Genomic DNA, 11,703 nt, shown 5'->3' with positions numbered 1-11,703 from the left:
ATTAATTATAGCATCGATGAAAAAGCAGTAAGTCGAGTATCTTTAAATTATAGCTAAAACCTTAAAGATATGAACACTCAAATTACTGCCACACCTAAGTTATTCATTGGTATCGATATACACAAACGAAGCTGGAAGATTCATTGTTCCACGGACCTTTTTTCAGGCAAATCCTTTAGCATGGCTCCCGATCCGGAACTTTTACGAAAGTATGTAGACAAACATTTTGCAGGACATGAGGTCAATGTTGTCTATGAGGCCGGTTGCTGTGGTTACCATGCCCATCGTTGCTTTGAGGGTTATGGTTGGCGTTCAATGGTGGTGAACCCTGCCGACGTACACAGAAAGGGACGGGAACTCCATGCAAAGACCGATATGATCGATGCTCAATTGCTGAGTAGGGAACTTAAGGACGGTCGTCTGGACAGCATCCACGTACCAGGGAAGGAACGGGAACAGCTCAGGAGCCTTTTCCGTAGGCGCAACGATCTCGTAAAGGACTATAGGCGGATCAAGAGCTACATCAAGATGCAGTTGCTCTATTTTGGTATCAAGGAACCCGAGGAGTTCGACAACGACCATTGGAGCCACAAGTATCGGAAGTGGTTGGACGATTTGGTCTTTGGATATCCCACGGCGAAGGCGACCTTGGAGAGCAGGATGCGTTTTTTTCGTTTCGTGGATCAGGAACTGCGCGATGTTTCTACCCAACTCAGGAGGTATTGCAAAGTCCACTACAAGAAGGATTATATGCTGCTGCGGAGTATTCCCGGAATCGGAGGGATAGTGGCATGCGGCATTCTTTGTGAATTGGGGGACCTGAGGAGGTTCAACAGCGTAAAGCATCTGGCGGGCTATGTAGGCCTGGCCCCAGGGGTGCACCAGAGCGGAAGTAATTATAGGACACTGGGGATAACGCCAAGGGCGCACCGTTTGATCCGGTCCTACTTTGTGGAGGCTGCCTGGCAGGCGATACGGGCGGATCCTGTTATGCAGGCCTATTACCGCAAGCACCATGGCAAGAACGTAAAGAGCATTATCATAAAGGTGGCCAGGAAACTGCTGAGCAGGACACTGGCGGTAATAAAGACGGAGACCCCTTATGTGATAGGGGTATTGGAATAACCTAAAGGATAAACAGCAACCAGATAACAAAGCTCACAACGAAGTATTCAAAGCCAGTACCACAAAACAACGTGGGTGGCCCAAGGAATTGGGATCACATTTTTATAGCAAGTGGCCGGGCTTATTATAACTTATAATCATACAGATGCCGGTGACGTTCATAATCTAGGATCGATCACATATAGGATGCGGAGCAAGTTATATATGGTGTTGAAGTATTGACAACCAAGTAAAAAGCTGACAAGGGTTGCCAACAATTCAACACCCCAAAATCACCAATATGGACTGATAAAAAATAAAATATTAACTTTAAGGAACTGGACTAGTGCTTTTCATAGGACACGGTGTTGTACTGCGTTTATTTCATTTTTGATGTAAATATATTCTTAATTATATTTAATTCTTTTTTGTATTTCAAATCTGTTCTTGACGCAAAATATAAGGTGTTTTCCGTTTTTACTTTTCCTTCCCAAACTAAATTTATTTGGTTTCTTAAAATTTGTTCTTGACATAAAAAATCTGGAACTAATGCAAGTCCGTTTCCATTGTTTAAACATCTTATAATAGAAGTAATATTTGGTAATATATAATTTGGTTTGAAAGTGGGTTTCTTATTAAAATTCTCAAACCAAAACCGTCTAAAATGTTCCATTTCGTTTGATGAACTATACCAAACATTTTGAAGTAGTTCGTCTTCTAACTTACTTAGATTTTTTGATTTAATGTGTTTTTGTATTTTGGTAATATTCGTTTTATTTCCTGCTATTAAAACGATTCTTTCTTTTGAAAACGGAATGTACTCAACTAATGATTTTTTTTCATTCTGTTTTTTAGGTGTTATTACTAAATCTAAAATTCCATTGTTTAGGTCTTTTATTAAATCTGTATGTGCTCCAAATCTAGCTACTAGGTCAAAGTCTAGTTTTGGAATTTCGGGTTCAATAATAAGTTGAAACATTTCTGAACACATTCCAATGTTCAGAGATGGGTTTTTTTCTTGAGTTGTTTTTTTAAAATGCTGTTCTGCTATTTCAAGTTTTTTTAAAGATTCATTAATATACTCATATAAAAATTTACCATCTTCTGTTGGAATCATTTTTCTCGAAGTACGTTCAAATAGTTTTTTGCCAACATAAGCTTCTAAAGCATTTAAATGTACACTAACTCCCGGTTGGGAAGCATATAAAGCAATAGAAGCTTTGGTTAAAGTTCCGTTTTCAAATATTTCTTTAAATGTTCTGTACCATTCTAAATTTACCATAGCTATTAAAATATTGATACAAAGGTATGATTTGTATTATTTTTACAATAATAAATATTGCATTAGTTTTGCCTCAATAAATAAGAGACAAATGAAAAATATTTTTATAATTAATGGAGGTCATCCATTTGCACATTCTGGAGGAAGATTTAACGAAACACTTTTCACTAATACGATTTCATTTTTTGATAAGCTTGAAGAATTTGAAGTGAAATTTACTCAAGTAGGTGAAAATTATAACGTAAAAGAAGAAGTTGAAAAATTTAAGTGGGCAGATTTAGTGATTTATCATACTCCAATTTGGTGGTTTCAAATACCTTTTGGATTTAAAAAATATATAGATGAAGTTTTTACGGAAGGTCATCAAAATGGAATTTATGCAAGTGATGGAAGAAGTAGAAAAAATCCAAACATCAATTACGGGACTGGTGGTTTAATGCACGGAAAAAAATATATACTTACTACAAGTTGGAATGCACCTAAAACCGCATTTACTTTAGAAAATGAATTTTTTAATCAAAAAAGTGTAGATGAAGGTGCTATGTTTGGGTTTCACAGAATGAATGCTTTTACAGGAATGGAATTATTAGCAACACATCATTTTCACGATATGGAAAAAAATGCAGATGTTCCTTTTGAGTTGAATAATTACAGTGTTTTTTTAAATGATTTAATGATTAATTTGTAATTATCTGGTTTCGTTTCGAAAATGCATTACAACGCAGCGCTATGTACGACATCTGCGAGAGCAGTGGGCGAGTTGTAGCGTTGGTGCGTTATTTTATGGAAATATAGTGAAAACCTTTTTTGGTTTTCGACGGTATTGGGAATAAAATGTGGCGGTCCTTCCGAGCGCAGCGAACACATGAATACTTAATACAATGGACATGGCATGAATAGATTACATATAGTGACTTGATATGTTGCGTTGGTTTCTTCCGTTAAGCGTCGTTCTTAGAAAAAGTACCCTTATCCTACGATTTTATGTGATCTGACATAGCGCTGCGATGATGTTGCATTTCCCTTTGTGCGGGCGACATCTGCGACAGCAGTCGGCGAGTTGGGGCGTTGGCACACGAGATGTAGCACATAGGCTCGACGTAGGAGTTCCGAGCGCAGCGAACATATGAATTCCTTTAAAATAAAATAAAAATGATATGAACTAATGCAACATCATCGGTGAGTATAAGAATAGTAGCCGAATGCGTGCCACTTTCCTGTTAAGTTACAAGATAATTGAAACGGACAACAAGCCATGAATTTACTACTATATCGGCTATTATTTTTATACATTGTTTGCAACTGCCTTTTCTCGTAATTACAATTTTTCTATAAAATACAGCAGCCTTCTTTTTGTATCTTTTTTTGCTTTATAATCTCCTTCATTAGTTCCGCCATATTCAAATTCATAGTCTTTTCCATCAATATTAATTATCCCAGTTCTTGGATCTGAGTTTGATTCTGGATTACTTGAAATTAAGTGTCCGGCTTCTTCATATTTTATGTTTTGAAAGGAGTATTTAAAGTTGTTCTCTTTTATTCTCTGTTCAATCATATCTGCCATTACTGATGATGGCCAAACCCTATCATCCTTTCCAGAAAAAAGTAGAATAGGACCATTTATTTTTTCTGCTTTAATTGTCCCATGAGTGAGAAATTCAATTTTTGCCAAACCACTTTTCCAATATTCTAAAGTCTCAATTTTATTTGATTCGTTTCCGGATATTTTATCCATTGGAATATATGGAATGTCAATTCCTTGATATTTCCAACTGGGTTTTAGGTCATTTGAGTTATATGGCAGAACAGTATTTGACCAGGAAACCGAACTGGGTGCAAAAGCTATGACACCGCCAACGAGATTGGGGAATATAGAAGCAATTACCAATGACAATTCAGCATTTCTTGATGCTCCCATCACAATTATTTTATTTGGGTCAACTTCTGGCTGTTTTTTCAACCATGCTAAAGCTTTTTCAAAATATTCTAAATTAATTTCTTCTGGTAATTTTGGTAAACCAGCCCTTCGGGTATATGGTAATGATAGACCACTAAATCCTCTATTAGCAAATTGTTGCCCCCAGTAATCTCCCCATTGTCCACCACCTATTAGAACTATTGATGCTTTTTTCTCTGTATCTTTTTTTACAAAGTAATTTGCCTGAAACCCATTATCATTTATAATCTTCGGCTTAACTCCATTGAACAGAAAACTGTCTACAATAAAATAACCTACAAATAGAATTGCTATTATTCCAATCCAAATAATATATTTTCTGTTCTTTTTCATCATTTATCTGGTTGTTGATAACGGTCTCGTATAACCGTCAGTTACGGGTTGATATGCGTTTATTTTCGGTTTGGCACAGACTCTAGCAATTACGGCGGATTCGGACGAAGTCGAATCCGCCGTAATTGCGGTTATACATTGTTGTGTGGCGTTTTTTTATTCATCTAATTCGTTAAATCTATCTCCACGAGTTGTTGGTTCTGAAATAACGATAAATTCCAGGTTTTCAGATTGGTCATTTCGTATTCGGTGTTTTACCTTCGGTGGTATATGAATTCCGTTTCCGCTTTCCACTTCTATTATTTCGTTTTCAATTTCAAAAGTTGCTTTTCCGTTTAAAATTCTAAAAAACTGTTGAGAATTATTATGATAGTGTTTTTTTTCCTGTGTTTTTGGAGGCATTAATTCTTCAATCACGCTTAAACTTTCAGATTGCACTAAATGCCATCCGCTACAATTGTTTCCCCAATAATAATGTTCACTATTTTCTTTAGATTTTTTCATTTTTCAATAGTTTCTCCAAATTACACACAACGTGTTTGTGAATGATTAGTGGCGTGTTTAAGCAACTAATTTAGCAAATACAAACCGAATAGAAAATCCGTCCCGCCACGCTTTTGGGCGTGGGTGGATTTTCGTAAGTAAACGAGTACTAGTGCTTTACAAAGGACACGGTGTTGTTTGCAGTATTTTTTTACTTTCTTACTGTTGAATGTAAAAAGTCCATTTTCCGTCAATCTTTTTAAAAGTAGCACTTTCTAACCAGTCAAATTTAACTTTAGTTGTGTCATTAAAAACAAAGTTTGCGTGATTAAAATAATTGATATTACCAGAATTGTTATCCACGTTAATTCTCAGATTTTCAAATTTATATTCAGCTGTATATTTTGGAAAACTCTTCATCATTTTGAAAATACTGTCATTGTTAAAAACTACTCCATCTTCATATATAAAAAAGTCGTCAGTTGTCAAATCTCGCATTTTTTTAAAATCCATTGTTTCAATTCCGTTAAAATATCCAATTAAAACGGACTTTAATTGTTCAGGATTATCAGTTTTTTCTTCTTGACAAGAACTAAATAGCAGAATCTGGGTCAGAAGTGAAATTGACAATTGTTTCATATGATTCATTTTTGGTGGGTTTGTTTATTCGTTTTGGCTTATTGCACACAACGTTGATGTATAAGATTGGTTACATTGTTTAAGCACCTAATTTAGCAAATACGAACCAAATAGAAAATCCATCCTGCCACGCTTTTGGGCTTGGGTTGATTTTCAGAAGTAGTCGAGAACAAGCAATTACTTATAGCCTTTGTTGTACGCTGGCTTACTTTAAATCGAGCCTTCTGTGTGATTATCATTGATAATTATTAATTGCTTTTCAGCTTCTCAGCTATCTTGTCATAATATTCTTGTTTTAGTACTTCTGTCCAAATTGTGGGCTGTTCACCGCCATAAAAAGCTAAATATGTAACATCGTTATCTTTGGTAGAGGAATGCCAATGCTCGATATCTTTCTCACATTTAATTACGTCACCTTCTTTCAGAATTATAGGCTCTTTTCCTCTCTCTTGATAATAGGCTTGGCCATCTACAATTACTAAAACCTGTACAGAACCATGTTTATGCCAATCCAAGGTGGAATTGGCTCTAAATGTTGCTTTTGTAATGTTATAACCCAAGTCGGCATCATCGTGAATTATTGCATTTAGCCAAGCTTCACCTATGTAATGTGTATTTGGAGCCTTTGCACCTACAGTAAGATAGGACGATATCGGATAATCAGAACTTTGGGCAAATAAATAGAAAGGGGCTAAAATAAATAAGGTGAAAATTGAATTTCTCATTTTATAGTTTTAAATGAATTATTACCAGTGGTAGTTCGTAGTTCAATGCTTGCGTACAACACAGCGCTATGTACGGCATCTGCGAGAGCAGTGGGCGAGTTGTAGCGTTGGTGCGATATTTTATGGAAATATAGTGAAAACCTTTTTTGGTTTTCGACGGAATTGGGAATAAAATGTGGCGGTCCTTCCGAGCGCAGCGAACACATGAATACTTAATACAATGGACATGGCATGAATAGATTACATATAGTGACTTGATATGTTGCGTTGATTTCTTCCGCTAAGCGTCGTTCGAAGAAAAAGTACTCTTATCCTTCGGTTTTTTGTGATCTGACATAGCGCTGGGATGATGTTGCATTTCCCTTTGTGCGGGCGACATCTACGATAGTAGTGGGCGAGTTGGGGCGTTGGCAAACGAGATGTAGCACTTAGGGTCGACGTAGGAGTTCCGAGCGCAGCGAACATATGAATTCCTTTAAAATAAAATAAAAATGATATGAACTAATGCAACGTCTTTGTGTATGAGTAGTAGCGATTTTATAGACACTACTTTTCGAGAAGTAAAATACAAAATAAAAAGTAATAGCGATTTGAGTTATAAACCAAATCGCTATTAATTATAAACGTTGTTGTACAACGTTTTTATTCCTAAAACTGATAGCCAATACGTAAATGTAGATTTACCGCAGTTTCTTCTTTATTATTTGAAAACCCAGCATTTTTAGAAAAATATTGAATATAACCAATTCCAAAACCCGTTTCAAAATTAAAATGGTTTCCTAAATTTCTTCTAATTCCCCAAGTTGGAATTATTGATAAGTTATCTATTATTTGTGCGTTTTTTTCATCTCCAAAGTCGAGAAGTAAATCGTCTGAACGAAAACTTGTTTTGAGAGAAAAGAAATTTCCACTATTATTATCTATTCGTTTTGATTTACTTGCGCGTTTATCTAGATTATAATACCAACGTGGTTCTAATGTAATAACGGTAGTCAGCAGAAAACCAGCATCAGGATAGAAATCATCATTATCATAAGCATCAAAACCTAATTCAGTTCGTAGCGCAATTTGATTTGATAGTTTTAGTTCGTTGTTAATCCATAATCCAGCAAATCCTGTTTGAATTCCGAAAATTGATTTTTCTACACTATGTTTTTGTGATTTTTCAGGTGTGTTTTGTGACTTTACAATTAATGCAAGTCCACAAAATAATAATGTAAATACCTTTTTTTTCATTTTATTATAGTTTATAAATTTAACTGCAAATCAATAAATTTATGATGATTTAGGTTGACCAATAGAAGCGTTGGTATGTTATTATATGTTAAAAAATATAGAACAACTTTTATGAAATACTTTTTTTGAAGTCAGAAGGAGAGAATCCAGTTTCTTTTTTGAAAATTCTATTGAAACTAGTTCTCGATTTAAAACCACATTCGCACGCAATTCCAAATAGGTTATAATTTTTATAGTTATCTAAGTTTATCTTTTCTTTTACAGCTTCTACACGATACTTATTTATTAAATCATAAAATGTAGTGTTCAAGTATTGATTTAACATTGCGGAAAGTTTTTTGTCTGTTGTAGAAAGTAGTTCTGCTAATTTTCCTAATGTCAAATCTTCATCCAAATAAGGCTGTTTAGTTTTTATAATAAGTTCAATTCTATTTTTTAGGTTTTCAAACTCTTCTTTTTTCTCAGAAGATAATATCTTTTTGTTTTTCTTATTAATTTTAGGTTCAACTTCATTATTGAATAAAAAGGATGGTAATAATACTTTGGATTGGTTTACACCATAATATGATAAATATGAAACTAGGACTATCATAGCCAATACAGAAATATTGTCAACATTCCATTGAAAATCACCGAAAAAGGATTCATATATTTTAAGTCCCAAATCAACACTTATAATACCCAATGTGGACAAAAGCATAATCTTTATCCAATTAAAATCATATTTCGTTATGTTCGAATATTTATATTCAGTCAATTTTCGATACTTTGATAACAAACGTAGTGAGATAATTAAGTATAGAATAAAGGATAAATTTTCAATTCTTATAATGCTCCGTATAAAATTTGTATGTGTATAGGCAAGTTCGTCTATCTTAAAGTTATTGAACAATATCGTTGGAATCGTAATACCTAAAGCAAATAGAAAAGTAGGAATAAAATGTATGAAAGTCTTTTTTACTAAATTATTTCCTTTTAGGAATAAAGATTTTACATAAAGAAATAATAAAGGTCCTAAAGTAATTGTTGTAATATCGTTTGGTAAAAAACTGAGTTTTATAAGCCAAATAATATTATGCAATAAAGCATAGAAGAATAGAGCAACAAAAAATAGAAGTATAAAAGTACAACCAATACTTTTTGAGGTAGTTCTTTAGATTTTATTCTGAGAAATCGCAATAAAATTATTGCGATAATTACGATGCCACCCACTAAGAAGAAATCTAAAATTAAATTCATTATTAAAATCTAGTTTTTCTTAATTTTTGAATCGTCCTTTCGCATAGTTTTTTAATATATAAAGTTTGTATTGCGCACTGTATTCCAATGTTGTACAACGGTCTTGGCTATGAGTAGTTGCGGGGTTTAGCGGTTAACTTTGCAAGTACACACCAAGTTGGAAATTCCGAAGGAATTTTCAAAGCAGACGATAAAAAGCAATTATTTATAGCCTTTGTGGTAGCCGGTTATTTAACTCCAAATTTCATTAGATTCTGTTAGAATGACTGGATAGTTATCAGTTACAAGTATTGTTTGTTCGTGTTGGGTTACATATCCACCTTTGTTTCCAACCAAAGTCCAACCATCATTCTGTTCGATAGCAATAGTTGAGTTTGTTGAAATAAAAGTTTCTATTGCTACGGTTGTATTTTTCTTGAATCGTTCTCTGTTACTTTTAACTCTGTAGTTTAATATATTTTCAGGCTCTTCATGTAAACTTCTACCAACTCCGTGGCCAGCCAAATTTTTAATTACTTTAAATCCTGACTTTTTAGCTTCTGTTTCTATTAAATATCCAATTTCAGAAATTTTTACTCCGCCTTTAATATTACCTATTGCTTTGCGTAAAATGTTTTTAGAAGCATCTACAAGAGGTTGGTAATTATGAATGTCTTTTCCAAGTATAAAAGAACCTCCATTATCAGACCAAAAACCATTTAGTTCTGCTGAAACATCAATATTAATTAAATCTCCTTCTTGCAGTATTTTTTTCTTGGATGGAATTCCGTGAGCCGCTTCTTTATTTACACTTATACAAGAGTAACCAGGAAATCCATAAGTTTCGTATGGTGCAGATTTAGCGCCATAATTCTTTAAAATTTCTCCTCCATATTCATCAAGCTCTTTAGTTGACATACCAACTTTTGCGTATTCTCTCATTAATTTTAGTGTAGTTCCAACAACTTCACTAATTTTTTGCATCCCTATTAATTCAGATTCTTTTGTTATTGACATTTCGTTTTTTTCAATTGTTCGTTAAGGCACATAGTTTAGTATATGGTTAGTTGCGTAAGCGACTAAGATAACAAAAAAGCGTTGCAGTAAGGAAATCCGTTAGGATTTCCGAGACAAACTTTACCCACTTTCAAGCAATTAATTATACACGGTGTTGTGCGTTTGTTTTTTTATTCCGATCGATTCGACTGAAATTGATTCCTATTAATAAAAACACAAAAGGAGCAATTACGGCATATCCAATAATTCCGATATTTCTAATTTGCATATCGTTAAAAGGAACTCCAAGTATTCCAATAAGACTTAAGACTCCTGAAATTAACATTAGGGCTCTTATCGTTTTCTCCATTTTTCCATTATTGAATATTGGAGCGGCGAATAAAAATGAAAGTGAAAAGAACCAATCCCATGCGAGAATATCTAATGTGTATACAACAGATGGCCATTTAAATGAAAAGAGTAAAGTCAAATCGTCCATTGTTGTAGTTTCAAGTTGATAACTCATAGTGAGTACTACAAAATGAACACTTGAGGTAATTCCTGCCATAACAAACATTGAACACAGAGCAAAAAGACTTTGTAATTTATATTTTGCCGAAGCATGATAATGAACTGCAATCATACTTATCGCCATTAATAGGGCAATTATGATGGCGAGCAATTCCATTATTGTAAAGTATGGGTCTCCGATTGGCTCTTCAGGAGAGCTCAAAGATAGAAAACCAAGAAATGTAATAAATAAATATACAAGTCCGAACGAGAAGGTAATCCAGCAAGTAATCTTACCTATATTGATGTAAACTTTATTTGCATCTTCAATCAGCATAGCTTTAAAGTTTTGATTGTCAAATGACGCACTACGGTCTCGGCTATGAGTAGTTGCGTGGTTTAGCGGTTAATTTAGCAAGTACACACCAAACTGAAAATCCGTCCTGCCACGCTTTTGGGCGTGGGTGGATTTTCAGAAGTAGTCGAGAACAAGCAATTACTTATAGCCATTGTTATGCGCTGGTTTTTTCGGTTAATTGTATATTCAGCTGTTTTGCTAATTCCGAAACATAATTCTTATGAGGTTTTTTGTCCTCAATCAAATTATAGTATTCGTTAAAAATTCGCTCACCATTTCCACGGTCAATTCCCAATTCTATAATCGCTCCACAAAGTTTTTCTCTTGGCGAGAACATTATTTCTTTTGATTCGGTCAATTCAGAGACAATTTTTCTGTGGTCATCAAATCGGTCAAACCATTTTTCCACGTCCGATTTCAGTTTTCCGATGATAAATTCAGCTGTTTTTTGATAATCTGTACCCAATGAAAACCAATATTCCTTTCCGCTTTCTTTGTCATTTATTCTTTCTCGTATTTCACAATCATATTCCTGAATAAATGCTTTTGGTTCTTGGTTAAAAATCGATTGATATAATTCAGGTACAAAAACTCCAATATTTACTGCAAAATTTCCATAAAGATTGGTTCTTATTCCAGGGATTTCAACAACACTGTCAAACTCATATTTAGCCATTTGAAAGTTTACGACCTGAATTATTCCATTTTCAAGAGTTTTATTGTGAGTTCGCCCTTTTTTCTTAAATCCATCAGCCTTTAATTCCGAGTGAACTAATTTTTGGATTTCGTCAAGTGTCTTTTTATAATCGATTTTGTTTGTCATTTTTGCTCAACTGTTCGTTAAGGCACATAGTTTACACAA

The 11,703-nt window shown here is 34.1% G+C and carries 12 protein-coding genes; 2 read left to right on the top strand and 10 right to left on the bottom strand.

The features are described from left to right. Window positions 1-69 precede the first annotated feature (69 nt). Window positions 70-1,125, top strand: a complete 1,056-nt coding sequence (locus LV92_RS21470) for an IS110 family RNA-guided transposase (RefSeq protein ID WP_085501051.1) — start codon at window positions 70-72, stop codon at window positions 1,123-1,125. Window positions 1,126-1,483: 358 nt separating this feature from the next. Here LV92_RS21470 and LV92_RS21465 read toward each other — a convergent pair whose 3' ends face one another. Then, on the bottom strand, window positions 1,484-2,386 hold the full coding sequence (locus tag LV92_RS21465; protein WP_111625644.1) for a LysR family transcriptional regulator: 903 nt from the start codon (window positions 2,384-2,386) through the stop codon (window positions 1,484-1,486). Between the two features lie 91 nt (window positions 2,387-2,477). On the opposite strand from LV92_RS21465, the gene LV92_RS21460 reads away from it, so the two are divergent. Next, window positions 2,478-3,074: an NAD(P)H-dependent oxidoreductase gene (locus LV92_RS21460; RefSeq protein ID WP_111625643.1), complete on the top strand. Its 597-nt coding sequence runs from the start codon at window positions 2,478-2,480 to the stop codon at window positions 3,072-3,074. A 630-nt stretch (window positions 3,075-3,704) separates the two neighbouring features. Here LV92_RS21460 and LV92_RS21455 read toward each other — a convergent pair. The 9 genes from LV92_RS21455 to LV92_RS21415 all read right to left on the bottom strand — a co-directional run bounded on the left by LV92_RS21455 (window position 3,705) and on the right by LV92_RS21415 (window position 11,664). Further along, a complete protein-coding gene (locus LV92_RS21455) occupies window positions 3,705-4,679 on the bottom strand; it encodes an acyl-CoA thioester hydrolase/BAAT C-terminal domain-containing protein (RefSeq protein WP_245946455.1) in 975 nt (324 codons plus the stop codon). Between the two features lie 153 nt (window positions 4,680-4,832). Continuing rightward, on the bottom strand, window positions 4,833-5,180 hold the full coding sequence (locus tag LV92_RS21450) for a cupin domain-containing protein (protein WP_111625641.1): 348 nt from the start codon (window positions 5,178-5,180) through the stop codon (window positions 4,833-4,835). Window positions 5,181-5,378: 198 nt separating this feature from the next. After that, the gene (locus LV92_RS21445; protein ID WP_170126373.1) at window positions 5,379-5,798 is read right to left on the bottom strand and encodes a nuclear transport factor 2 family protein; all 420 of its coding nucleotides are present in this window, start codon (window positions 5,796-5,798) and stop codon (window positions 5,379-5,381) included. Window positions 5,799-6,046: 248 nt separating this feature from the next. Next, window positions 6,047-6,523, bottom strand: a complete 477-nt coding sequence (locus LV92_RS21440) for a cupin domain-containing protein (RefSeq protein ID WP_111625639.1) — start codon at window positions 6,521-6,523, stop codon at window positions 6,047-6,049. A gap of 648 nt (window positions 6,524-7,171) precedes the next feature. Further along, entirely contained in the window at window positions 7,172-7,759 is a 588-nt protein-coding gene (locus tag LV92_RS21435) for a hypothetical protein (protein WP_111625638.1), read from the bottom strand. Window positions 7,760-7,868: 109 nt separating this feature from the next. Then, window positions 7,869-8,516: a helix-turn-helix domain-containing protein gene (locus LV92_RS21430; RefSeq protein ID WP_146613564.1), complete on the bottom strand. Its 648-nt coding sequence runs from the start codon at window positions 8,514-8,516 to the stop codon at window positions 7,869-7,871. 713 nt (window positions 8,517-9,229) lie between these two features. Continuing rightward, the gene (map, locus tag LV92_RS21425; RefSeq protein WP_111625636.1) at window positions 9,230-9,994 is read right to left on the bottom strand and encodes a type I methionyl aminopeptidase; all 765 of its coding nucleotides are present in this window, start codon (window positions 9,992-9,994) and stop codon (window positions 9,230-9,232) included. 142 nt (window positions 9,995-10,136) lie between these two features. Continuing rightward, window positions 10,137-10,820: a hypothetical protein gene (locus LV92_RS21420; RefSeq protein ID WP_211323025.1), complete on the bottom strand. Its 684-nt coding sequence runs from the start codon at window positions 10,818-10,820 to the stop codon at window positions 10,137-10,139. 175 nt (window positions 10,821-10,995) lie between these two features. Beyond that, window positions 10,996-11,664 (bottom strand): DUF4304 domain-containing protein, encoded by a 669-nt coding sequence (locus LV92_RS21415; protein WP_111625635.1) that lies wholly within the window; start codon window positions 11,662-11,664, stop codon window positions 10,996-10,998. Window positions 11,665-11,703: the final 39 nt, after the last annotated feature.

The organism is Arenibacter echinorum, from assembly GCF_003259375.1.
GTDB lineage: Bacteria > Bacteroidota > Bacteroidia > Flavobacteriales > Flavobacteriaceae > Arenibacter > Arenibacter echinorum.
Note: the sequence above shows the minus strand (reverse complement) of the source record. Positions and strands in the feature narration are given on the sequence as shown.

Coding starts and splice junctions, on each gene's coding strand:
- LV92_RS21435 (WP_111625638.1), bottom strand. CDS start 7,759: ATGAAAAAAAAGGTATTTACATTATTATTTTGTGGACTTGCATTAATT.
- LV92_RS21460 (WP_111625643.1), top strand. CDS start 2,478: ATGAAAAATATTTTTATAATTAATGGAGGTCATCCATTTGCACATTCT.
- LV92_RS21465 (WP_111625644.1), bottom strand. CDS start 2,386: ATGGTAAATTTAGAATGGTACAGAACATTTAAAGAAATATTTGAAAAC.
- LV92_RS21445 (WP_170126373.1), bottom strand. CDS start 5,798: ATGAAACAATTGTCAATTTCACTTCTGACCCAGATTCTGCTATTTAGT.
- LV92_RS21415 (WP_111625635.1), bottom strand. CDS start 11,664: ATGACAAACAAAATCGATTATAAAAAGACACTTGACGAAATCCAAAAA.
- map (WP_111625636.1), bottom strand. CDS start 9,994: ATGTCAATAACAAAAGAATCTGAATTAATAGGGATGCAAAAAATTAGT.
- LV92_RS21420 (WP_211323025.1), bottom strand. CDS start 10,820: ATGCTGATTGAAGATGCAAATAAAGTTTACATCAATATAGGTAAGATT.
- LV92_RS21450 (WP_111625641.1), bottom strand. CDS start 5,180: ATGAAAAAATCTAAAGAAAATAGTGAACATTATTATTGGGGAAACAAT.
- LV92_RS21440 (WP_111625639.1), bottom strand. CDS start 6,523: ATGAGAAATTCAATTTTCACCTTATTTATTTTAGCCCCTTTCTATTTA.
- LV92_RS21455 (WP_245946455.1), bottom strand. CDS start 4,679: ATGATGAAAAAGAACAGAAAATATATTATTTGGATTGGAATAATAGCA.
- LV92_RS21470 (WP_085501051.1), top strand. CDS start 70: ATGAACACTCAAATTACTGCCACACCTAAGTTATTCATTGGTATCGAT.